Annotated in this window: 17 protein-coding genes; 10 read left to right on the top strand and 7 right to left on the bottom strand. The window is 58.2% G+C overall.

Annotated elements, in window-relative coordinates:
* Positions 1-15 precede the first annotated feature (15 nt).
* On the top strand, positions 16-3207 hold the full coding sequence (locus AB3226_RS00880) for an efflux RND transporter permease subunit (protein ID WP_367371612.1): 3192 nt from the start codon (positions 16-18) through the stop codon (positions 3205-3207).
* Positions 3204-4625 (top strand): efflux transporter outer membrane subunit, encoded by a 1422-nt coding sequence (locus AB3226_RS00885; protein ID WP_367371613.1) that lies wholly within the window; start codon positions 3204-3206, stop codon positions 4623-4625. The genes AB3226_RS00880 and AB3226_RS00885 overlap by 4 nt, the downstream gene beginning before the upstream one ends.
* A gap of 209 nt (positions 4626-4834) precedes the next feature.
* On the opposite strand, the gene AB3226_RS00890 is transcribed toward AB3226_RS00885, so the two are convergent.
* From AB3226_RS00890 to AB3226_RS00900, 3 genes are read right to left on the bottom strand one after another with little or no spacing between them, the layout of a single operon-like run.
* Positions 4835-5800, bottom strand: a complete 966-nt coding sequence (locus AB3226_RS00890) for a biotin/lipoyl-binding protein (RefSeq protein ID WP_367371614.1) — start codon at positions 5798-5800, stop codon at positions 4835-4837.
* 4 nt (positions 5801-5804) lie between these two features.
* The gene (locus tag AB3226_RS00895; protein WP_367371615.1) at positions 5805-6005 is read right to left on the bottom strand and encodes a DUF1656 domain-containing protein; all 201 of its coding nucleotides are present in this window, start codon (positions 6003-6005) and stop codon (positions 5805-5807) included.
* The gene (locus tag AB3226_RS00900) at positions 5995-8142 is read right to left on the bottom strand and encodes an FUSC family protein (RefSeq protein WP_367371616.1); all 2148 of its coding nucleotides are present in this window, start codon (positions 8140-8142) and stop codon (positions 5995-5997) included. Before AB3226_RS00900 ends, AB3226_RS00895 begins: the two co-directional genes overlap by 11 nt.
* Before the next feature lie 179 nt (positions 8143-8321).
* Here AB3226_RS00900 and AB3226_RS00905 point away from each other — a divergent pair, with 179 nt between their 5' ends.
* The gene (locus AB3226_RS00905) at positions 8322-9377 is read left to right on the top strand and encodes a tetratricopeptide repeat protein (protein WP_367371617.1); all 1056 of its coding nucleotides are present in this window, start codon (positions 8322-8324) and stop codon (positions 9375-9377) included.
* 97 nt (positions 9378-9474) lie between these two features.
* On the opposite strand, the gene AB3226_RS00910 is transcribed toward AB3226_RS00905, so the two are convergent.
* From AB3226_RS00910 to AB3226_RS00925, 4 genes are all read right to left on the bottom strand, one after another.
* Positions 9475-9852, bottom strand: a complete 378-nt coding sequence (locus AB3226_RS00910; RefSeq protein WP_038983388.1) for a response regulator — start codon at positions 9850-9852, stop codon at positions 9475-9477.
* 44 nt (positions 9853-9896) lie between these two features.
* A complete protein-coding gene (locus AB3226_RS00915) occupies positions 9897-11111 on the bottom strand; it encodes an ATP-binding protein (RefSeq protein WP_367371618.1) in 1215 nt (404 codons plus the stop codon).
* A gap of 76 nt (positions 11112-11187) precedes the next feature.
* A complete protein-coding gene (locus tag AB3226_RS00920; protein WP_367371619.1) occupies positions 11188-12003 on the bottom strand; it encodes a protein-glutamate O-methyltransferase CheR in 816 nt (271 codons plus the stop codon).
* A 158-nt stretch (positions 12004-12161) separates the two neighbouring features.
* Positions 12162-15653 (bottom strand): response regulator, encoded by a 3492-nt coding sequence (locus AB3226_RS00925; RefSeq protein ID WP_367371620.1) that lies wholly within the window; start codon positions 15651-15653, stop codon positions 12162-12164.
* Between the two features lie 258 nt (positions 15654-15911).
* Between AB3226_RS00925 and AB3226_RS00930 the strand changes: the two genes are divergently transcribed.
* The 7 genes from AB3226_RS00930 to AB3226_RS00960 all read left to right on the top strand — a co-directional run bounded on the left by AB3226_RS00930 (position 15912) and on the right by AB3226_RS00960 (position 23284).
* Positions 15912-16280 carry a response regulator gene (locus tag AB3226_RS00930; protein WP_367371621.1) on the top strand — a complete coding sequence of 123 codons (369 nt, stop codon included), beginning with the start codon at positions 15912-15914 and terminating at the stop codon, positions 16278-16280.
* A 50-nt stretch (positions 16281-16330) separates the two neighbouring features.
* Positions 16331-17623: a glycosyltransferase gene (locus AB3226_RS00935; RefSeq protein WP_367371622.1), complete on the top strand. Its 1293-nt coding sequence runs from the start codon at positions 16331-16333 to the stop codon at positions 17621-17623.
* A gap of 165 nt (positions 17624-17788) precedes the next feature.
* Entirely contained in the window at positions 17789-18646 is an 858-nt protein-coding gene (locus AB3226_RS00940) for a phospholipase (RefSeq protein ID WP_367371623.1), read from the top strand.
* 156 nt (positions 18647-18802) lie between these two features.
* On the top strand, positions 18803-19708 hold the full coding sequence (locus tag AB3226_RS00945) for an AraC family transcriptional regulator (protein WP_063343635.1): 906 nt from the start codon (positions 18803-18805) through the stop codon (positions 19706-19708).
* Positions 19709-20031: 323 nt separating this feature from the next.
* Positions 20032-21342 (top strand): sugar ABC transporter substrate-binding protein, encoded by a 1311-nt coding sequence (locus AB3226_RS00950; RefSeq protein ID WP_367371624.1) that lies wholly within the window; start codon positions 20032-20034, stop codon positions 21340-21342.
* Positions 21343-21543: 201 nt separating this feature from the next.
* Positions 21544-22443 carry a carbohydrate ABC transporter permease gene (locus AB3226_RS00955; protein ID WP_367375729.1) on the top strand — a complete coding sequence of 300 codons (900 nt, stop codon included), beginning with the start codon at positions 21544-21546 and terminating at the stop codon, positions 22441-22443.
* Between the two features lie 10 nt (positions 22444-22453).
* Positions 22454-23284: a carbohydrate ABC transporter permease gene (locus tag AB3226_RS00960; RefSeq protein WP_140668699.1), complete on the top strand. Its 831-nt coding sequence runs from the start codon at positions 22454-22456 to the stop codon at positions 23282-23284.
* Positions 23285-23313: the final 29 nt, after the last annotated feature.

The raw sequence follows: 23313 nt of genomic DNA on the forward strand, positions 1-23313 counted from the left end.
GGGACAATTACTCCGATGAATTTTTCCCAATTCTTCATTTCACGGCCGATCTTCGCAGCGGTACTGTCGCTGCTGATCCTGATCGCCGGCGCCATCTCGCTGTTCCAGTTGCCGATCAGCGAATACCCGGAAGTCGTGCCACCGACCGTTGTGGTCCGTGCCAACTTCCCGGGCGCCAACCCTAAAGTCATCGGTGAAACCGTGGCCGCTCCTTTGGAGCAAGCCATCACCGGCGTCGAGAACATGCTGTACATGTCCTCGCAGTCCACCGCTGACGGCAAGATCACCCTGACCATCACCTTCGCTTTGGGCACTGACCTGGACAACGCGCAAGTGCAGGTTCAGAACCGCGTGACCCGCAGCGAGCCGAAGCTTCCCGAAGAAGTGACGCGCATCGGTATCACCGTCGACAAAGCGTCGCCCGACCTGACCATGGTTGTGCACTTGACCTCGCCGGACAAACGCTACGACATGCTCTACCTGTCCAACTACGCCTTGCTCAACATCAAGGATGAGCTGGCGCGTCTGGGCGGTGTCGGTGATGTGCAGCTGTTCGGGATGGGCGACTACTCCCTGCGGGTGTGGCTGGATCCGAACAAAACCGCTTCGCGCAACCTGACCGCGACCGATGTGGTCACCGCGATTCGGGAACAGAACCGTCAGGTGGCGGCCGGTGCCCTGGGTGCCCCGCCAGCACCGAATGCCACGGCGTTCCAGCTGTCGATCAACACGCAAGGTCGTCTGGTTTCTGAGGAAGAGTTCGAGAACATCATCATTCGCTCCGGCGAAAATGGTGAAATCACTCGCCTGAAAGACATCGCCCGCGTCGAACTCGGCTCCAGCCAATACGCCCTGCGCTCCCTGCTGGACAACCAGCCGGCGGTGGCGATCCCGATCTTCCAGCGCCCTGGCTCCAACGCGATCCAGATCTCCAACGATGTTCGGGAGAAAATGGCCGAGCTGAAGAAGAACTTCCCGGAAGGCATGGACTTCAGCATCGTCTATGACCCGACGATCTTCGTGCGCGGCTCTATCGAAGCGGTGGTTCACACCCTCTTCGAAGCGCTGATTCTGGTTGTGCTCGTGGTGATCCTGTTCCTGCAAACCTGGCGCGCCTCGATCATCCCGTTGGTGGCGGTGCCGGTTTCGTTGATCGGTACATTTGCCGTGATGCACCTGTTCGGCTTCTCATTGAACGCCCTGTCGCTGTTCGGGCTGGTACTGGCCATCGGTATCGTGGTCGACGATGCGATTGTGGTGGTGGAGAACGTCGAGCGAAACATCGGGCTCGGATTAACCCCTGTAGAAGCCACCAAGCGTGCGATGCGCGAAGTGACCGGTCCGATCATTGCGACGGCGCTGGTGCTGTGTGCGGTGTTTATCCCGGCCGCGTTCATCTCCGGCTTGACCGGGCAGTTCTATAAACAGTTCGCCCTGACGATTGCGATCTCGACCGTGATCTCGGCCTTCAACTCGTTGACCTTGTCGCCGGCTCTGGCTGCGGTATTGCTCAAGAGTCATGACGCGCCGAAAGACCGTTTTTCCAAGGTTCTGGACAAAATCTTCGGCGGCTGGTTGTTCCGTCCGTTCAACCGTTTCTTTGACAAGGCCAGCCACGGCTATGTCGGCACCGTGGGCCGGGTTATCCGCAGCAGCGGTATCGCCCTGCTTGTGTACGCCGGCCTGATGGTGTTGACGTTCTTCGGTTTCTCCAACACCCCGACCGGTTTCGTACCCGGCCAGGACAAGCAATACCTGGTGGCCTTCGCGCAACTGCCGGATGCCGCGAGCCTGGACCGTACCGAAGACGTGATCAAGCGCATGTCCGACCTGGCCCTGAAACAGCCTGGCGTGGAAAGCGCGGTGGCCTTCCCGGGTCTGTCGATCAACGGCTTCACCAACAGCCCTAACTCCGGCATCGTGTTCGTCACCCTCAAACCGTTCGACGAGCGTAAGGATCCGAGCATGTCCGCCGGTGCGATTGCCGGTGCATTGAACGGCCAGTACGCGGGGATTCAGGAAGCCTACATGGCGATCTTCCCGCCGCCGCCGGTACAAGGCCTGGGGACCATTGGCGGTTTCCGCCTGCAGATCGAAGACCGGGGCAACCTGGGCTATGACGAGCTGTACAAAGAAACCATGAACATCATCACCAAAAGCCACAGCGTGCCGGAACTGGCTGGCCTGTTCACCAGCTACACCGTGAACGTGCCGCAGGTCGATGCCGCCATCGACCGAGAAAAAGCCAAGACCCACGGCGTTGCCGTCAGTGACATCTTCGACACCCTGCAGATCTACCTGGGTTCGCTGTATGCCAACGACTTCAACCGTTTCGGTCGCACCTACCAGGTCAACGTTCAGGCTGAGCAACAGTTCCGCCTCGAATCGGACCAGATCGGTCAGCTGAAAGTACGTAACAACCGGGGCGAGATGATCCCGCTGGCGACCTTCATCAAGGTCAGCGACACCTCGGGGCCGGACCGCGTGATGCACTACAACGGCTTCATCACCGCTGAAATCAACGGTGCGGCAGCCCCCGGCTATAGCTCTGGCCAAGCCGAAAAAGCCATCGAGAAACTGCTCAAGGACGAATTGCCCAACGGCATGACCTACGAGTGGACCGACCTGACCTACCAGCAGATTCTGTCCGGCAACACGGCGCTGTTCGTGTTCCCGCTCTGCGTACTGCTGGCGTTCCTGGTACTCGCGGCGCAATACGAAAGCTGGAGCCTGCCACTGGCGGTAATCCTGATCGTACCGATGACCCTGCTGTCGGCCATTACTGGTGTGATTGCCTCGGGCGGCGACAACAACATCTTCACCCAGATCGGCTTGATCGTACTGGTGGGACTTGCGTGTAAGAACGCGATTCTGATCGTCGAGTTTGCCAAGGATAAACAGGAAGAAGGCCTCGGCCCGCTGGCCGCGGTGCTGGAAGCTTGCCGTCTGCGTCTGCGGCCGATCCTGATGACCTCCTTCGCGTTCATCATGGGTGTTGTGCCTCTGGTTTTCTCCAGCGGTGCCGGTGCCGAAATGCGTCATGCCATGGGTGTGGCGGTGTTCTCCGGGATGCTCGGGGTGACCTTCTTCGGTCTGTTGCTGACGCCGGTGTTCTACGTACTGATTCGCAACTTTGTGGAGCGCGGTGAAGCGCGCAAAGCGGCCAAGGCGCTGAAATTGGAAAAGCAACTGGAGGCGCAACAATGAGCCTGAAAGCCTTCCTGCCGAGCCTTCTGGTACTGGCCCTGAGTGCCTGCGCCGTTGGCCCGGACTACAAAACCCCAGCGACGGAGGCGGCCAACATCACGGCCGCCACCGATGGCAGCGCCGGTCAGAAGAACTTCGACCGCGCCCGTTTCGAAGGCATCTGGTGGCAGCAGTTCGAGGATCCGACCCTCAACCAGTTGGTGACGCAATCCTTGCAAGGCAACCGCGATTTGCGCGTAGCCTTCGCTCGCTGGAAAGCGGCCCGGGCAATTCGCGATGACGCCAGCAATGACGCCATGCCGACCATCACCAGCCGTGCGAGCAGTGATTTGGCCAAAGGACAGATTCCCGGCCAAACCACTAAACGCGTCAGCAGTGAACGCTATGACCTGGGCCTGGACATGGCCTGGGAACTGGACTTGTTCGGTCGCATCCAGCGCAACCTGGAATCCAGCGACGCCGAACAGCAGGCGGCCGAAGCCGACCTTTACCAACTGCAAGTCACCATGATTGCCGAACTGGTGGACGCCTATGGCCAACTGCGCGGCGCGCAGTTGCGGGAAAAGATCGCCCTAGCCAACCTGAACAACCAGCAAGAGTCGCGCAAGATCACCGAAAGCCTGCGTGATGCCGGTGTCGGCGATCAGCTGGACGTGGTTCGCGCCGATGCACGCTTGGCCTCTGTCGAAGCCAGCGTGCCGCAACTGCAGGCCGAACAGGTGCGTCAGCGCAACCGCATCGCCACCCTGCTGGGTGAGCGTCCGGACAAGCTCACCGTCGACCTGAGTCCAAAAGACTTGCCGGCGATCGCCAAGGCCCTGCCGATCGGTGATCCGGGCGAACTGCTGCAGCGGCGTCCGGACATCCTCAGCGCCGAACGCAAACTGGCGGCCGCCACCGCCCGTATCGGTGTGGCCAAGGCTGATTTGTTCCCACGGGTCAGCCTCAGCGGCTTCCTCGGCTTCACCGCCGGGCGCGGTTCGCAGATCGGCTCCTCGGCGGCCAACGCTTGGGCACTGGGCCCAAGCATTACCTGGGCGGCATTCGACCTGGGCAGCGTGCGCGCCCGTTTGCGCGGTGCCGATGCTGAAGCCGAAGGCGCCCTGGCGACCTACGAGCAGCAAGTACTGTTGGCGTTGGAAGAATCGGAAAACGCCTTCAGCGATTACGGTAAACGTCAGCAGCGCCTGATCTCGCTGATTCGTCAAAGCGAATCAAGCCGCGCCGCTGCCGATCTCGCCGACATTCGCTACCGCGAAGGCACCGTGGACTTCCTCGTGCTGCTCGATGCCCAGCGCGAGCGCCTGGCAGCCGAAGACACCCAGGCCCAGGCCGAAGTCGATTTGTATCGCGGCATTGTCGCCATCTACAAAGCCCTCGGCGGCGGCTGGCAGCCAGAGACGGTCGCCAGCAAGTAACGTTTCAAAGAGCTCCTTTGGTTGGCCGCAACCAACCAATTCTTTTTGCCCCGCGCCTCATTCGGTCGCGGGGCTTTTTTTTGTCTGCACACCATGGCTCAAACACCACAATCCCCTTTGGGAGCGGGCTTGCCCACGATGACGATTGCACATTCAGCATTGATGTTGGCTGACCCACCGCCATCGCGGGCAAGCCCGCTCCCACAGGGTTAGCGGTGTTCTTGAGTCTCGCGGCTTTCCATGACGGTGACGGTGGCAGTGGTCCCGGCACGCAGGCGGTTTTTAGCGACATAGTCAGCATCGATCTGAATCCGCACCGGTACCCGCTGCGCCAGCTTGACCCAGGTGTAACTGGGGTTGATGCTCGCCAGCAGGCGACTGCCGGGGGAGTTCTCGCGGTCGGCTATAGCAAAAGCGATGCTTTGTACGGTGCCGCCGAAGGTCTCGCCGCTCATCAACTCGACCCTGACCCGGTCGCCCTCCTCGATTCGCGGCAGCTTTGTTTCTTCAAAGTAGCCGCTGACATAAAACGAGTCGCTGTCCACCAGCGCCAACAACGCTCCCCCGGCGGTGGCGTAATCGCCCTGACGAGTCAGCAGGTTGGTCACGTAACCGCTGACAGGTGCTGCGACCCGCGTGCGCTGCAAGTCCAGTTCGGCCTGGGTCAACGCGGCAATCGCCAGTTGCACATTGGCTTGAGCCAGCCCCAGGTTGGCCTGATTGCGCAACAGCTCCGCCTGCGCCACCGCCACTTCGGTACTGGATTTTTCCCATTCTTCGCCGGAGATCGCGAAACCCTGTTTGAGGGTTCGACGGCGACGCTCTTCGCTTTGGCGCTGCCTGAGCAGCGCTTCGCTAGAGACAATCGTCGCTTCAGATTGGCCCAGCGTGGCTTTTGCGACTTCCACCGCGCGCTTGGCATGCTCCACTGCCAGCGTATAACGAGCCGGGTCGATCTCCAGCAACAACTGGCCTTTCTCGACATGCTGGTTGTCTTGAACACCCAGGCTGACGATGCGCCCCGAGACATCGGCAGACAACGTCACCACATCGGCGCGAACCCGCGCATCCCGAGTCCAGGGCGCGCGGGTGTAATGTTCCCAGGCGAACCAGCCGAGGATAAAGGCCAGCAATACCACCGCCACAGTCACGAGTCGGGCAAGGATCTTCTTCAAGGCATCAAGCTCCCATCACCAGAATCAGCGTCGCACAAACGCACGCGTACAACGAGCCTTCGAACAGGGCCTCATGCCAGACAAAACGCAGCACGCCAAAGCGGCGCAAGATCCAGTCCAGCAGCAGGAAAATGGGCAGGGACAGCAGCAACGCCTGGGCAATCGGCGGCAAGTAGACGCCCCCCAATTCAAAATCAATGGGCAAGGGCTGGCTCTCCTTCGGTTTGGACGGGTTGAAAGTGTTGGCGATGTCGCTCCAGAAACGACACCACAATCAACAACGCCACGCGCATCCTGAATACCGACCACAGGTGTTCATGAACGTCTAAATGCAAGTCGTCCATTTCATCGCCCAAGACACGCAAGTTTCCGAGCAGCTGCTCAAGGTCAATCCCGGGTCGCCCGGAGATCAATCGGCCTGTCTCACGCACGGCAGCCAGCAAACGGTTTGGCTGGTCTGTAGTCAGCAACGTGTTGCTTTGCCCCTGTTGCCTGAGCTGGTTCAAAGCCACACCCAGTGCCATGCACCCAAGGCTGACTTCGAACAGCTCGCTGGAGCGCTTGTCGTTGGTAGCCGGCAATAATCCCAGCATCATGGTCAGGCGATCGACCATACGGCTTTCAAACGCAAATTGTTGTTCATCGGTGGCGGGCGTCTTCAGCAAAGCGTAGACCTGCTCGCAGTTTTCATTGAACAGTCGACGCATCCGCAAAACGGGCCTGAAGGGGAAGATCAAGGCGTAGACACTGAGCGCCAGCGCGGCTGCGCTGATATACGCACCGGCAAACTCGAACCACTGAATGGCACTGTTTTGGCCGCTTCCTGTGTTTTGCGGGCCCAGCAACAGTATTGTCGTTAGCCCAAGACCGATGCCTGTGCCAGTGGTTGACGGATTGGCCAGTCCCACCGCGACGGCATACAGCAATGGGGCAAGCAACAAGGCGAGTAACTCGAAGTTACTGATCATCGGTATCAGCATGAACAGATAGAGCGCCGACACCACCAAGGCCAGACCCAGCCCTCTGGCAAAGCTTTGTGCGGCCAGCAACGGCCGCGGAAAAGTCGCCATCAGCGAACAGAGAATCCCCACCACAATCATCCCGCCACGGGCCCCGTCCCAAGCGGTCTCGATCCAGATCAACCCGGCCACCAGCAACGCGAAAAATGCCCGGATTGCATTCATTGCCGCCAAGGTGAAGTCCAGATGCAGCGGATTTTCCTGGCCACGGAACACGCAACTGGCTTCACGCCCTTCCTGGATCGCGTCGCTCAGTTCCAGAATCTGCGCCAGTTGCTCTAGCATCCGTGCCTGCTCCCAACGCAGTGCCCAAGCCAATGAACGCAGGGTGGCAGGCATCGTCTCGGTGAGTTGTTCGGCCTTGTAGGCCTGGTCATCGAAACGCTGTTGCAGCGCGGCGAAATGGTGCCGCGCCTCGCTCGACAACGAGCGCCCTTGCAGAGCCAGTTCATCGAGAAACGCCAGTTCTTCGGCGCGCAAACGCTGTATCTCTTCCGCCAACGCGCCTTCCCAGCGTTCGGTGAGCAGTTGCCGCTGGTGACGCAGGGCCGTCAACCGCGAAGTCAGCAGCACCAATTGATTGCCAAGTAACTGCACCAGACTATTGGCGCTGCGCAACCGTGGCGCATCGTAATATAAATGCCGACGCACCCCCTCCAGAGCACTGATTGCGCCGAGCAGCTGCATCTGTCGCCGATGAAAATCGACCTCGCTTTCTTCGGTTCGGATGACGGCAGCAGCGTGTGTCGCGAGCAGCTTGATGATCTGATCGATCTTGGCGAAGTAGTCCCGCGCCACAGCTTCCGGCCGCGCTGTGAGAAGGCTGACCACGCAGACGCAAGCCACCGCCAACAGCGTCTCGGTGACACGAGTGACGGCTAGCAGAAACGTGCCTTCCTGATCGGGGACCGCCAGCAGCGCCACGACCACCGCCGTGTACCCGCTCAGAACAAAGGCCTGGGAACTTGTGTAGCGCAACAAGGTGCCGCCGGCGGTACAGAATGCCAACCACAAGGCCAGGGTGAGGATGAAAGGCAGCGGAGCCTGGGGAAAGATCGCCATGATCAACACCGCCACCACTGCTCCGAACGTGGTGCCGATGACCTGGCCGAAACTTCGGGCCAGGGCCATGCCGCCCAATGGCTGGCTGACGATGACCACCGCCATGATCGACCACTTGGGCTGCTCAAGGTCGAACAGGAAGGCCAGATACAATGTCAGCAGCCCGGCCACAATGGTCCTCAGGGCGAACAGTAGCACCTCACGTCCGGGGTTGAGTATCGCCTTGAAATACTGAAGCAGCGGTTGCATGGGAGCGCTCATTAAGTCATCTCCAGCAAGCGTAGTCATTGCTTCAGTGCCTCGACAGGTTTCAGTGTCGACAAAACCTGTAGGCAAATTCGCCGACGACTACGTATTGACCTAAGCCAGGGTTTGACTCACAGCCCGGCCTGACCGAAGCTGGTGGCTTTGCAAAAGCCTGCCAGCTCCCGGATTCCTGCATGCCTCAGTCCCGCCGCTACTTGCTCATCAGCCTCTGCGTAGTGTTTGCCCTCGCCCTCGCCTGGTTTTTCCTGCGTAGTACGACGCCCGTGGTACCTGCGGCGATCAAGCATGGCTACAGCGAAGCGCTGGCGCAGGCACGCGCGGGTCAACCGGGGGCGGCGCGGGTGCTTTACCAGCAATTGGGTCGTCCTGACCTGTCGACCAAGCGCCGTGTCTGGCTGCATGCCGAACTGCCCAACTACCCGAGCCCCCAGGCCCTGAAGCTCGCGGATGCGGACCTGCAACATCCATCGGCGGAGGTGCGTATCGCAGCGATCAAAAGCATCAATGGGCTGGTGCCCAGTGGGCAGCGCAGCCTGTTGCTGGGGCCCTTGCTCGATGACAGCGACCCGAGCGTCCGGTTTGCGGCGGTCAATGCCTTATTGGGTCTGACGCCGGATGAGCTGGGCTTGTACTTCGGCCCCTTGGAGCAAGCCATCGATGTCTGGGAGCAGCTCCTCAAGCGTCAACCGGAAAGCGCCGAAACCCAATACCAAATCGCGCGCCTGCACTTGCACAATGCCGAGCTGAAGGACGCGCAGCAGGCCTTGGAGCGCACGTTGCAACTGGCGCCCGGCAACCTGCCGGCACTGGTGATGCAGATCGAAGTGCTGGATAGACAGGGCCAAAGCGATGCCGCCAGGCAATTGTTGGCGAAACAGTTAAAGGCCCAGCCTGACTCGGCCTATCTGCAACATGCGCTGGGGCTCTGGTTGCTGCATCACGGGCAAAGTGAGTTCGCCCTGCTCGGCTTGTCCAAAGCCGTGGAGCTTGAGCCGGACAACAAGGATTACCGCTACGACCTGGCCACCACGCTGCATGGTGAGCAAGAGCTGGAGGCTGCACAGAACCAGTTGCAGGAAATCGTTCAACGCCACCCGGCCGATCGCAAGGCGCGCGTGCTGCTGATCAACTACTGGAAGGAAAGCGGACAGTTGCAGAACGTGCAGATCCTGCTGGCACAGCTGGAACAGCTAAACCCCGACGATCCGGCGCTGCAGCAAGGTCTTTAATCAAGATCAAAAGATCAAAAGATCGAAAATCAAGATCAAAAGATCGCAGCCTTCGGCAGCTCCTACAGGGGCCGGCTGGTCAACGATATAGCTGCCTTCAGGACAGCATGTCCTGCATGATCTGTTGCAACACATCCAGATCGAACGGCTTGGCCAGGATCGGCGCTTTGCGGGTGATCGGACTGTCGGTCTCGCGAATTTCCTGCGGATAGCCGCTGATGAAGATGACCTTGAGCTCCGGTCGCAGCTTCACGGCGGGTTCGGCGATCTGCACGCCAGAGATTCCCCCCGGCAAGCGGAAGTCGGTGATCATCATGTCCAGATGCGGTTTGCTCGCCAGAATTTCAAAGGCCTGCTCGCCGTTTTCGGCTTGCAGCACCCGGTAACCCTCACCCGACAAGTAAGCAGACAGCACCATCAAGATCGAAGGGTCATCCTCGACGATCAGTACCACATCTTGTGCATCTTCGCTCATGGAAAGCCTTTGTTCGATCAATAGCTGCTGATACGACCGTGAGGTCACTCAGAGGTTGCGTTTACCTGGCTGTTTTCCTGCAGCGGCAGACAAACGCGAAACAAGGCGCCTTCGCCAATCCGGCTCTCGACGGTGATGGAGCCACCATGGGCGGCGACAATCTGCTCCGAAATAAACAGCCCCAGGCCCAGCCCGGCTACAACGGCCTTGGCGCTAACCCTTTCGAACTGCTGAAAAATGCGCTGCTGATTCTCTTCACTGATCCCGATACCGCGATCCTGAACCTCAACCCACGCTTGCCCGTCCTGATTGTACACGCGTACGTCGATCTGGCTCTTGGCGCCATAACGCAGCGCGTTGGTCAACAAGTTGGAAATCACTTGTTCGATACGGAACTCGTCCCAGTGGCCCATCACGGGCTGGTTGGCCGTCAAGGTAACCGACGACTCCGCGGCCTCGACCTGCGGTGCAAAGTTTTGCAGAAGGTTGTTCACCAGTGGCACCAAGTCAAACCGACTGGGGCGAATCGACAGCTTGCCGGTGCGGATCCGCGACACATCGAGCATGTCTTCAATCAGACGGATCAGGCTTTTGATTTGCCGCTCGTCGCGGTCGACCATCGCGTGCATCTTGTCCATCGTGAATGCCGCGGCGTTATCCCGGGCCAGGTGCATTTTGCGCAACTGGGTTTCGAGAATCAGGCCATTGAGCGGCGTACGGACTTCGTGAGCCACGATAGACATGAAGTCATCACGCATGCGCACCGCTTGCTCCAGCTCATTCTGGGTGTTCTGCAACTGTTCGAGCAGCGCCTCCTGCTCCCGGCGACTTTGCTCCAGCGCTTCGACCTGATGCTTCATCGCTTTGCTCTGGCGATACAAGTCGACGAAGACATTGACCTTGCTCTTCACCGCGTGAACGTCCAGCGGCTTGTGCAAAAAGTCTACCGCCCCGCTTTCGTAGCCCTTGAACGCGTAATTAAGCTCGCGGCCGGCGGCACTGACGAACACGATCGGGATGTTTTTGGTTTTTTCCGTGCCGCGCATCAACTCGGCCAGCTCGAAACCGTTCATGCCAGGCATCTGCACATCGAGAATAGCCATGGCGAACTCGTGTTGCAGCAATAGCGACAAAGCTTCGTCGGCGGACAGGGCTTTGTAGACGATACGGTCTTCACGCCTGATCAAGGCTTCGAGCGCCAGAAGGTTCTCCGGCAAGTCGTCGACGATCAGTAATTTGGCCTGGATATTCCCTAACATGCGATTCCTTCCAGTCCGATAAGCAGACGGCCGATGCCTCGAAGATCCAGCGAATGAGTATCCAGCACTGCCCTATTCATGATTTGCGGTATATCCGTTCGGGTTTGACCAATGCTTCAAATTGATTGCCATAGACCGAGAAATCCAGGGTCTCTTTACTGCCCAATGCCAGAAACCCCCGATGACACAGGGATTCATGAAACAAGCCAAACGCGCGACCCTGTAGTTTTTTGTTGAAGTAAATCAATACATTACGACACGAAATTAATTGAGTTTCCGAGAACACGCTGTCGGTGGCCAGGCTGTGATCGGCGAAGGTCACGTTGTCGCACAGGCTCTTGTCGAAAATGGCATAACCATAGGCCGCCGTGTAGTAATCGGCGAATGATCGCTGCCCACCTGCCTGCTGGTAGTTGTGAGTGTAGGCCCGGACATTCTCCAGGGAAAAAATCCCCTGCCTGGCTTTATCCAGCGAGCGCGGGTTGATGTCCGTGGCATAGAGGATGGTGCGATCCAGCAGGCCTTCTTCGCGGAGCAAAATCGCCATCGAATAGACCTCTTCGCCGGTGCTGCAACCAGCGATCCAGACCTTGATCGATGGATAGGTCCTGAGCAGCGGCATCACTTCCTGACGCAGCGCCAGGAAGTGTGAAGGGTCGCGGAACATTTCGCTGACCGGGATCGTCAGCAATTGCAGCAGTTGCATGAACGCGATCGGATCGTACAGAACCTTCTCTTGCAGCGCCGAGATGGTCTTGCACTCGAACTGATTCAAGGCGTGATTGACCCGGCGTTTGATCGACACGCTGGAGTAGTCGCGAAAGTCGTAGCTGTACTTGAGGTAAATCGCCTCAATCAGCAAGCGCAATTCGATTTCCGTACTGCGCTCCATTAGTGTCCTGCCTCGCGAATATGTCCCTTTTTGGGGAGTGGCTGATGTTGCCAGACAAGGCGCCGCGACAAGTCATAGCTGGCTATGGCGAGGCGCGGCAACGCAGTATGGCGACAACAGACGCCGCCAAAAATAAACATACTCGCGAGGCAGGACACTTATATACGTTCCATCTTCGGCAGCCACACACGGATCAACGAGAACAGGCGATCCAGGTCGATGGGTTTGGCCAGGTAATCATTGGCGCCGGCCTGCAAGCAGCGCACCTGATCGTCCTTCATGGCCTTGGCCGTCACCGCAATGATCGGCAGCTTGCGCCAGCGCGGGTCCTTGCGGATGTTGAGGGTGGCGTCAAAACCATCCATCTCCGGCATCATCACGTCCATCAGCACCAGATCGATGTCCTCGACTTCATTCAATTTTTCGATCGCTTCACGGCCGTTACGGCCAATGACCACGATTGCGCCCTTCTGCTCCAGCGCACTGGTGAGGGCGAAAATGTTGCGTACATCATCGTCCACCAGCAGCACTTTACGTCCCTCGAAAACCTTGTCGCGGCTGCGAGCGGTCTTGAGCATCGTCTGGCGCTCCTGGGACAAACGGGATTCGACCTTGTGCAGAAAGAGTGTCACTTCGTCCAGCAGCCGCTCGGGGGAGCGCGCGCCCTTGATGATGATCGAGCGCGAATACTTGCGCAGCTCGGCCTCTTCGTCGCGGGTCAGGTTACGTCCGGTATAGACGATCACAGGCGGGAACGAGCAGATATCCTCGGTAGACATGCGTTTGAGCAAGTCGTTGCCGAGCATGTCGGGCAACTTCAGGTCGATGATCATGCAGTCGAAAATCGTGCTGCGCAGCAGGTCGAGCGCATCCTGCGCCAGGCCGACAGCGGTGATTTCGATGTCCTCGTCGCCGATCAGCCGGGCAATGCTGTCGCGTTGCACATCGTCGTCTTCGACCAGCAATATCCGTTTGACCTTCTGCGTCAGTTTGGCTTCGAGGCGGGCAAACACAGCCTTGAGTTCCTCACGCGTGGTGGGCTTGACCGCATAACCGATGGCGCCCATATGCATGGCGGCCTCGACGCGGTCTTCGACCGAAATCACGTGCACCGGGATGTGTCGGGTTTCGGCATGCTCTTTCAAACGCTGCAATACCGTCAGCCCGGAATGATCCGGCAGGCGCATGTCCAGCAGGATCGCATCGGGAATGAACTGCCTGGCCAGGTCGTAGCCTTCGTCGGCGCCGTGGGCTACCAGGCACTGATAACCCAGTTCATGGGCCAGGTCGTAGAGAATGTGCGCAAAGTTTGGCTCATCCTCCACGACCAGAATGCAGCGAGTGGCGAATGGCGCCTTGTTGCGATCATCGTCGAAACGCGGAATGTCGACGTCGGCAATCAGCGGCACAGGCGCAGTCACCACGGCGCTTTTGGGCATGACCACCGGCGTGGCTTTGATCGTCTCGACAGGCGCATCGCCCGGCTCGACGTAGTGCTGCGGCAACACCAGGGCGAACACACTGCCCTGCCCAGGCATGCTGGTCACACTGATGGAGCCGCCCAATAACGTGGCCAGATCACGAGAGATCGACAGGCCCAGGCCGGTGCCGCCGTAACGACGATTGGTGGTGCCATCGGCCTGACGGAAGGCTTCGAAAATGCTCTCCTGCTGATCCGGGGCAATACCGATGCCGGAATCTCGGACAATAAAGGCGATACCGTTGTCCGGCTGAGCAGCGACGCTCAGGTTGATCGTGCCCTTTTCGGTGAACTTCACCGCGTTGGACAGCAGATTCTTGATCACTTGCTCCAGCCGCTGGCGGTCGGTGAACAGCATCAGCGGTGCATCGGCCTGTAACTGGATCTGGAAATCCAGGTTCTTTTCCGCAGCCATCGGCTGGAACATGCCACGCAGGCCTTCCACCAGACGCGCAACATTGGTGTTCTCCGGACGTACCTCAAGCTTGCCGGCCTCGACCTTGGAAATGTCGAGAATGTCGTTGATCAGGTTAAGTAAGTCGTTGCCGGCGGAATAGATCGAGTCGGCGAACTTGACCTGTTCGGCACTGAGGTTTTCCTGCGGATTTTCCGCCAGCAGTTTGGCCAGGATCAACGAACTGTTCAGTGGCGTGCGCAGCTCGTGGGACATGTTGGCAAGGAATTCGGATTTGTACTTGCTGGAACGCTGCAACTCTTCGGCGCGCGCTTCAAGCTCAACCTGGGCCTGATTCAGTTCAGTGTTCTTCAGATCCATGGCATCACGCTGCGCGGCCAGGATCTGCCCCTGTTCGGCGAGTTGTTCATTGGTTTGCTCCAGCGCTACCTGCTGGGTTTCCAGGTGGGCCTGGGATTCCTTGAGAATCCGCGACTGCTCTTCCAGCTCTTCGTTGGCGGTCTTGAGTTCTTCTTGCTGAACTTGCAGCTCTTCGTTGAGGTGCTGGGTTTCGGCCAGCACTTCCTGCAAGCGCTGGCGATAGCGGGCGGCCTCGATCGAGGTGCCGATGTTGCCGGCAATCAATTCGAGCAGTTCGACATCACGATCCGTCAGCGGCCGCAGGAAACCCAGTTCGATCACACCGTTGACCCGATCGTCGTCGCTGGTCGGCACCACCAGCACGCTGTGCGGTAAACCTTCACCCAGACCGGAGCTGACTTTGAAGTAGTCGCCCGGTACGTCATCAAGCCGAATCAAGCGCGCCTGTTGCGCCACCTGGCCGACAATCCCTTCGCCACTGTAGATCTGCTGTTCAAGCGCTTCCTGTTCCCGGGAGAAACCGTAAGACGCGATGCGTTTCAGGCCACCATGGTCCTCACGGACATAGATTGCCGCAACAGCCGTCCCTAAATATTGGGCGCAGAACTGCAAAATGTTGCGCCCCAACAGATTGAGGGATAGCTGCCCCAGGACTTGCTCTGCCAGTTCGGTCTGACCGTTGCGTAACCAGGCTTGCTGTTCCAGACGCCGGGCACTGGCCTGTTGCCCAGCGAGGTTGGCGCTGTAGCTTCGGGACAGTTTGAGCAAGTCCCGACGGCCAATGTAGGCCAGCAACCCGCTGATACCGGCCACGAACAGCAGATAAAGGCCAATACTCCAGATCGTGGTTTCGCGCACTTCCTCGTTGCGAGTGGCACGCAACTGCTGTTCCAAATCGATCACATCTTCGAATTGCTTGCGGATCTCATCGGTCAGCCGCTTGCCGCGCCCGGCCTTGACGGCGCCACGGTAGTCACCGCTGGCGCGTTGCAAATCGATCATCGATTGCGCGTAATTGGCCCATTCCGTCTGCAAGGCCTGGAGCCGGCGCAGACGATCGGTCTGGACCGGATTATCGGCGGTCAATTCGAGCAAGGTATCGAGAGCGACGGCGATTCTCGGCTTGGCCGTCTCGTAGGGATCAAGGAAATGTTCGTCGCCGCTGAGCAAGAACCCGCGCATGCCGGTTTCCAGATCGACGGTCAGCTTTATTGCCTCATTGGCATTATTGATCACCCGGTCGGTGTGCTGGACCCACTGGATCACCGACAGCAGATAGGAAATCAGCGAAACGAAGAACACCGCGCTGATGACGCCCACCCCCAATGGCAGGCTGACGTTGCGGCTCAGGAGTTTACGGAATCGTTGCTCATCAACCGAGGACGCAGAGGTCATGGGGAAGCCTTGTCGTACTGTTGAAAAGCATCGAGTCTGCCCCAAAACGGCCGAGCTCATCCATTTTTCTGACATGTTTCGCGGCAAAAACCTGCATTTAGCTGCTCTGGGGCAAAGGAGCGGTTATTCTCTGCAGCTCTTGTACGGCTATTGTTTTTGTAACGCGCCGGCACCTTGTCATGATTCGTCACTTACTCATGCAAAAGCCCTGTGATTTCGATCGACGAAACCGCACATTCAATCTTTGAGAGCCCCACTATGCCCGCTGACACCTCCACCATCCTAGTCGTCGAAGACGATGCCATCGTGCGTACGCTGATCGTCGATGTACTGGAGGAGCTCGAGTTCACGGTGCTTGCGGCGGATGGCTGTGAAATGGCGCTGGAGTTCATCAACGATGAAGACCAGGACATCGACTTGCTGATGACGGATGTGGGGTTGCCGGTCATGGACGGTCGGGAATTGGCCAAACAGGCGCGGATGCTGCGTCCCGAGTTGCCAATCCTGTTCGCCAGCGGCTATGCCGAGAGCATTGAGGTGCCTGACGGTATGCATGTCATCGGCAAGCCGTTCTCCATCGATCAGTTGCGGGACAAGGTCAGGGGCATGCTCACACCCCAGCTTTAATTCCCCCGTTTCTCCCCTGCCCTCTACTCTGCACCAAGGAATACCCCTCAATGAGTCAGCCCCGCGCAACCAAAGTCCTGGTGATTGGTTACGTCTGGCCCGAGCCCCGCTCTTCTGCGGCCAGTGGGCATGTGATGCAAATTCTCGATACGTTCCTGCAGCAAGGCTGGGACATCACCTTCAGCAGCCCGGCCGGCACCGGTGAGCACCGGGCAGATTTGACGGCGTTGGGCATTCGCGAAGTGCCGATCGAGTTGAATAACAGCAGTTTCGACACCTTTGTCAATGAACTGGCACCGGATATCGTGTTGTTCGACCAGTTCATGATGGAAGAACAGTTCGGCTGGCGAGTAGAGAAACACTGCCCCGATGCTCTGCGTGTACTGGAGACCTCCGACCTGCAAAGCCTGCGACATGCCCGGCACCAGCGGCTCAAGGAGCGCTTGAAGGCCAGTGATGACACCAATGACTTCAGTGAGTTGTTCGCCCCGGCATTGCCAGAAGAGTTCGAGCTCATGGCCGATACCGATCTGGCAAAACGAGAGATCGCCGCGCTGTATCGCTGTGACTTGAACCTGATGATCTCCGAAGTCGAGATCGAACTGCTGGTCGAGCAGTTCAAACTGCCACGCAACTTGCTGCACTGGTGTCCGCTGATGGTCGATGCGCCGAGTGTGCCGCCGCCAGCCTTTGAAGATCGTGCGCATTTCCTCAGTATTGGTAACTTCCGGCACGCGCCCAACTGGGATGCCGTGCTCTGGATGAAAACCACGATCTGGCCGCTGATCCGTGCGCAGTTGCCAGAGGCGCAACTGCATATCTATGGCGCCTATACGCCGCCCAAAGCCACCGCGCTGCACAATGCGGCCCAAGGGTTTCATGTGATGAACTGGGCAGAAGATGCCTTGCAAGTCATGTCCGCGGCCCGGGTGTGCCTGGCGCCATTACGCTTCGGTGCGGGTATCAAAGGCAAGATCGTCGACGCCATGCTGTGCGGCACACCCAATGTCACCACCCCGATTGGCGCAGAAGCGATGCACGGCGAACAGCCGTGGCCGGGCGCCGTTACCCGAACTGCGCGTGAGTTCGCCGATTGTGCCGTGCAGCTTTATACCGATAAGGTTTGCTGGATGAAGGCCCAGGAAAATGGGCAATCTCTGTTAGCCAATCGTTACCAGCAATCCGTTCATGGGGCCGCTCTAATCGAAAAACTGCTTTATAGCCAACAGCATCTCGCACACATCAGAAGAGATAACTTTACTGGCGGCATGCTGCGCCACCATCAACATAAAAGTACGCAATATATGGCGCAGTGGATTGAAGCGAAAAATAGAAATCAATAAGCACTGACTTTCAATCGGCGCGCCACAGCCTAATAACATTATTTGCATAACGTTTTTTATTGGCTGTTTCGCTCGCCTACCTTATAAATATCACCCGCCTTCTTACAGACACTAAGCGCGGTACTTTTTTATTATCACCGTTTAACCCATGCAAGGATGCATACCATGAACGATTACACTTTTAGCCGTTGGATGGCGAACACCCCTGGCATTGACTCAATGACACTCAACGAGTTGATCCTGCCTGGCGCCCACAACGCTGGCGTAGACAAAAAGGCAACTTACGTGACGCCCGGTGTTTCTCACTGGGCTGCTTGCCAAAACAACTCCTTTTACGACCAATTGAATAACGGTGCACGCGCGCTTGATGTAAGAGTCGAATACAACCTCGACGCCAGAGGGGTTGGCACATTCTGGTTCCAGCACAACGGCTTCCGATCATCCCGGTCGCTGGAAAACCTGGTCATGCAGGTGAGTCGTTTTCTTCAGGAGAACCCCGACGAATTCGTCTTGCTCGACTTCCATGAATTGAAATCCGCCCAAGCCCCCTTTGATTACAAGGAGTTCAACCGATTTCTCCTGACACATCTGGACCAGAGAATCATCCCGTTTGGTAACCGATACATGAACCTCGGTCAACTGAAGCGGGACAGTCGTACCCAGCGGGTATGGATTGCTGCCGAGTACCATCCGGATCTGGATCAACACTGGTTACTCTCCAGCATTCAACACGAATGGAGCGGTGAATCGCTGACCAGTGTCGAGGAGGTGCGAGCGCTTATCGCTCGCGTGACGCAAAACCCTCCGTCATCCCGGGTGCCATGGTCACTCTCCGCAACCAGTTATACGGCACCCGGTGGCCCCACAGACATCAAGGAGCACCTTGATCTATGGTTCGACCCCGCCCCCGACAGCTGGATCTTGAAATGCAGCATTATTAACGCGGACTTCTTTGAAGAATCGAAACTCGTGTCCAATTGCCGCACCGCTAACATAATCAAAGCCCAGGCGCTCAATAAATAGATGCCTCTAGGGGTTGTGTCAGATGTGCCGGTTTTTCACGCACTGGGCGATGGGAGTAAGCCCTTTGTAAGCCACCCAGCGTGCGATCGCTACACTGGCGTTCCGCACGACGAAAGAGGCATGATCAACGGGCGATAACAATAAAAGTGTCCCGATATGAGCCGACCAGCCAGAGTTACCGATCCTTCCTACGAATTGATGGACGACCACAACGGGTTGTCTATCATCTATCGTCAGCACGGCTTCCCCTGCCCTTTGGTGCGCTGGCATTTCCACAAGGAATACGAACTGCACCTGATTGTCGCCAGCTCCGGCAAGGTGTTCATCGGTGACTACATCGGTAATTTCTACCCGGAAACGCTGTTTTTGACCGGACCCAACCTGCCCCACAACTGGATCAGCCAGGTCGCCGAAGACGAAGTGGTGCCCAAGCGCGACATGCTGGTCAATTTCACTGACGAACTGTTTGAAAGCGGCCATCAGGTGTTCGCCGAACTCAAGACGCTCGCACCCTTGCTGGAGCGCGCGCAGTACGGCATCGAGTTTCGCTGCAAGCGCACGATCCGCCAGGCCATGACCTTGATGCAGCGCATCGCTGATACCAAGGGCATGACTCGGCTGGGGCACTTTTTCATTCTGCTGGAGTTGCTGGCAGCGTCCGATGATTATCAGTTGCTGTCCGGTGCGACGACGCCGCAATTGGCCGATGAACACAATATCGACCGCACCAACCGGGCGGTGGATTACATCTTTGCCCATTACGCCCGGGAACTGCCGCTGGAAGAAGTCGCCGAGCACCTGGGCCTGAAGCCGACCTACTTCAGCCGAGTGTTCAAACAGGCCACCGGGCGCTGCTTCATCGAATTCGTCAATCGCCTGCGCATCAGTAAATCCTGCGAGCTGCTGGCCGATGGCGACAAAACGGTGACCGATGTGTGTTTCGAATCGGGCTTCAATAATATTTCCAACTTCAACCGGCGCTTCCAACAGCTCAAGGGCATGACGCCGTCGCACTACCGGCGGTTGGCGGTGCAGCGTTTGACTGAGCAAAACCTGGGCTGAAGGCCTTGGTCATGTGGTGATTTTCAGATCGCCTTCGCGGGCAAGTCGGATCGCCGCACCGCTCGCGCCTACAAGAGCAAGGCTTGCCCGCGAAAGGGCCGCTGAAACCTGTACAAATTCAATGACCGCCCGCCTCTGCAAAGCCTGTCCTTGCATCTCCCGCTCAAAAGTCCAGTGCAAAAAAGTATCGGTCACAGTGCGATGGATGATTTGTCAGCCCATCGATAGAAGGCTGTAATCAGTGCACATTCTTCCTCCGCAGGAAGACACAAAAACAATAACTGTCCTTCTGTAACCCGCCGGGTGCAGAAAAGGAGTGCACGATGCAACCTTCGGTAAAAGCTCTGCTTGCTCTCACCTGCATGACCCTCAGTAGCGTCAGCCTCGGCGCCCTGACCCTGACCATTGCCACCGTCAACAACAGCGACATGATCCGCATGCAAAAACTCTCGAAAACCTTCGAGGCCGAGCATCCGGACATCAAGCTCAATTGGGTGGTGCTCGAAGAAAACGTCCTGCGCCAACGCCTGACTACCGACATCGCTACCCAGGGCGGACAGTTCGATGTGTTGACCATCGGCATGTACGAAGCCGCACTCTGGGGCGCCAAGGGTTGGCTTGAACCGATGAAGGACTTGCCGGCCACCTACGCCCTCGACGACGTGTTCCCTTCGGTCCGTGAAGGCCTTTCGGTCAAGGGCACGCTCTATGCCCTGCCGTTCTACGCAGAAAGCTCCATCACCTATTACCGCACCGATCTGTTCAAGGACGCCGGGCTGACCATGCCCGAACGCCCGACCTGGACTCAGATCAGTGAATTTGCCAGCAAACTCACCAATAAAGACAAAGAACAGTACGGCATCTGCCTGCGCGGCAAGGCTGGCTGGGGCGAGAACATGGCGCTGATCACCACTGTCGCCAATGCTTACGGCGCACGCTGGTTCGATGAAAAATGGCAGCCAGAATTCACCGGGCCCGAGTGGAAGAATGCGCTGAACTTCTATGTCGACACCATGAAGAAGTCCGGCCCGCCGGGCGCATCGAGCAACGGCTTCAACGAAAACCTGGCGCTGTTCAACAGTGGCAAGTGTGCGATCTGGGTCGATGCCAGCGTCGCCGGTTCATTCGTCACCGACAAGACCCAAAGCAAGGTCAGCGATCACGTCGGCTTCACCTACGCACCGCATGAAACCACCGACAAAGGGTCGGCCTGGTTGTATTCCTGGGCACTGGCCATTCCGACCAGTTCCAAGGCCAAGGACGCGGCGAAAACGTTCAGCGCCTGGGCCACCTCCAAGGAATACGGTGCCCTGGTCGCAGAAAAAGACGGCATCGCCAACGTGCCGCCAGGCACTCGCGCCTCGACCTACACCGAGGCCTACATGAATGCCGCGCCGTTCGCCAAGGTGACGCTGGAATCGCTGAAAGCGGCGGACCCGAGTAAACCGTCGCTCAAACCCGTGCCCTACATCGGCATCCAGTTGGTGACCATCCCTGAATTCCAGGCCGTGGGCACCCAGGTCGGCAAGCTGTTTTCGGCAGCGCTGATCGCCCAGACCACGGTCGACCAGGCCCTGACCGCCGCCCAGTCAACCACCGAACGTGAGATGAAGCGCGCCGGTTACCCCAAGTAACCATCCCCTTACCCTGTGGGAGCGGGCTTGCCCGCGATAGCGATGGATCAGTCATGAAGATGTGTCTGGTGTACCGGCCGCTTCGCGGGCAAGCCCGCTCCCACAGGGTTAGCGTCGATGTCGGGAATACCTACTGTCCTGAACATGTATCTGCACTTAATCGGTTCTATCGCCATGAATATTTCAACTGTCAAAGCTCACATGGACATCCCCCAACCGGTGCGTAAAAGCCGGTTGAGCAACCCCGGCTGGTTTCTGGTCAGCCCCTCGGTAGCGTTGTTGCTGCTGTGGATGATCGTGCCGCTGGGCATGACCGTTTACTTTTCAATGATTCGCTACAACCTGCTCTACCCCGGTGAAAACCAGTTCGTGGGGCTAGAGAACTTCAGCTACTTTCTGAGCGACTCGGGCTTCCTGCCCGGCGCCACCAACACCCTGTTGCTGGTGGGCAGCGTGCTGCTGATCAGCGTGGTGTTCGGTGTGTTGATCAGCGCGTTGCTGGAGGCCAGTGAGTTTCTCGGTCGAGGCATCGTGCGGGTGATGTTGATCTCGCCGTTCTTCATCATGCCCACCGTCGGTGCGCTGATCTGGAAAAACCTGATTTTCCATCCGGTCTCGGGGATTCTCGCCTACCTCTGGAAGCTGTTCGGCGCGCAGCCGGTGGACTGGCTGGCGCACTACCCGCTGCTGTCGATCATCATCATTGTTTCCTGGCAATGGCTGCCCTTCGCGATCCTGATCCTGATGACCGCCATGCAGTCCCTCGATCAGGAGCAGAAAGAAGCCGCACGCCTGGACGGTGCCGGTCCCATCGCGATTTTCTGGCACCTGACCCTGCCGCACCTGGCCCGGCCAATCGCGGTGGTGGTGATGATTGAAACCATCTTCCTGCTGTCTGTGTTCGCCGAAATTTTCACCACCACCAACGGTGGTCCCGGCTACGCCTCGACCAACCTCGCCTACCTGATCTACAACCAGGCGCTGGTGCAGTTCGACGTCGGCATGGCGTCCGCCGGTGGTTTGATTGCGGTGTTGATTGCCAACGTCGCGGCCATCGTGCTGGTACGAATGATCGGCAAAAACCTGACAGACAAAGCCTGAGGCCTGCGCCATGACTCTTCAACAATCCCGCCGCCTGCAAAGCCTGCTGCTCGGCACTCTGGCCTGGGCCATCGCCATCCTGATTTTCTTCCCGATCTTCTGGATGGTGCTGACCAGTTTTAAAACCGAAATTGATGCGTTCGCCACGCCGCCGCAGTTCATCTTCACGCCGACGCTTGCGAACTACCTGCACATCAACGAGCGCAGCGACTACTTCAGCTTCGCCTGGAACTCGGTGGTGATTTCTTTCAGCGCCACAGCCCTGTGCCTGCTGATCGCGGTGCCGGCGGCCTACTCGATGGCGTTCTACGAAACCCAGCGCACCAAAGGCACGCTGCTGTGGATGCTCTCGACCAAGATGCTGCCGCCGGTGGGCGTGCTGATGCCGATCTACCTGCTGGCCAAGAGTTTCGGCTTGCTGGACACGCGGATCGCGCTGATCGTGATCTACACGCTGATCAACCTGCCGATCGTGGTCTGGATGATTTACACCTACTTCAAAGACATCCCCAAAGACATCCTCGAAGCCGCACGCCTGGACGGCGCAACGCTGTGGCAGGAAATGGTTCGGGTGTTGCTGCCGATCGCCAAGGGCGGCCTGGCTTCCACGGTTTTACTGTCGCTGATCCTGTGCTGGAACGAAGCATTCTGGTCGCTGAACCTGACCTCATCGAAGGCCGCGCCACTGACCGCGTTGATCGCCTCGTATTCGAGTCCTGAAGGTCTGTTCTGGGCCAAGTTGTCGGCGGTGTCGACCCTGGCCTGTGCGCCGATCCTGATCTTCGGCTGGATCAGCCAGAAACAATTGGTCCGCGGCCTGTCGTTTGGCGCCGTGAAATGAATGTCCCCGGATCCCTGATCTGACACAAA

Source organism: Pseudomonas lini, from assembly GCF_964063345.1.
Classification (GTDB): domain Bacteria; phylum Pseudomonadota; class Gammaproteobacteria; order Pseudomonadales; family Pseudomonadaceae; genus Aquipseudomonas; species Aquipseudomonas lini_B.

Excerpts from the sequence above, each read along its gene's own strand:
- AB3226_RS00885 (WP_367371613.1), top strand. The coding sequence starts at position 3,204 with ATGAGCCTGAAAGCCTTCCTGCCGAGCCTTCTGGTACTGGCCCTGAGT.
- AB3226_RS00955 (WP_367375729.1), top strand. The coding sequence starts at position 21,544 with ATGGACATCCCCCAACCGGTGCGTAAAAGCCGGTTGAGCAACCCCGGC.
- AB3226_RS00940 (WP_367371623.1), top strand. The coding sequence starts at position 17,789 with ATGAACGATTACACTTTTAGCCGTTGGATGGCGAACACCCCTGGCATT.
- AB3226_RS00915 (WP_367371618.1), bottom strand. The coding sequence starts at position 11,111 with ATGTTAGGGAATATCCAGGCCAAATTACTGATCGTCGACGACTTGCCG.
- AB3226_RS00900 (WP_367371616.1), bottom strand. The coding sequence starts at position 8,142 with ATGAGCGCTCCCATGCAACCGCTGCTTCAGTATTTCAAGGCGATACTC.
- AB3226_RS00960 (WP_140668699.1), top strand. The coding sequence starts at position 22,454 with ATGACTCTTCAACAATCCCGCCGCCTGCAAAGCCTGCTGCTCGGCACT.
- AB3226_RS00880 (WP_367371612.1), top strand. The coding sequence starts at position 16 with ATGAATTTTTCCCAATTCTTCATTTCACGGCCGATCTTCGCAGCGGTA.
- AB3226_RS00910 (WP_038983388.1), bottom strand. The coding sequence starts at position 9,852 with ATGAGCGAAGATGCACAAGATGTGGTACTGATCGTCGAGGATGACCCT.
- AB3226_RS00925 (WP_367371620.1), bottom strand. The coding sequence starts at position 15,653 with ATGACCTCTGCGTCCTCGGTTGATGAGCAACGATTCCGTAAACTCCTG.
- AB3226_RS00930 (WP_367371621.1), top strand. The coding sequence starts at position 15,912 with ATGCCCGCTGACACCTCCACCATCCTAGTCGTCGAAGACGATGCCATC.
- AB3226_RS00945 (WP_063343635.1), top strand. The coding sequence starts at position 18,803 with ATGAGCCGACCAGCCAGAGTTACCGATCCTTCCTACGAATTGATGGAC.
- AB3226_RS00905 (WP_367371617.1), top strand. The coding sequence starts at position 8,322 with ATGCCTCAGTCCCGCCGCTACTTGCTCATCAGCCTCTGCGTAGTGTTT.
- AB3226_RS00935 (WP_367371622.1), top strand. The coding sequence starts at position 16,331 with ATGAGTCAGCCCCGCGCAACCAAAGTCCTGGTGATTGGTTACGTCTGG.
- AB3226_RS00920 (WP_367371619.1), bottom strand. The coding sequence starts at position 12,003 with ATGGAGCGCAGTACGGAAATCGAATTGCGCTTGCTGATTGAGGCGATT.
- AB3226_RS00950 (WP_367371624.1), top strand. The coding sequence starts at position 20,032 with ATGCAACCTTCGGTAAAAGCTCTGCTTGCTCTCACCTGCATGACCCTC.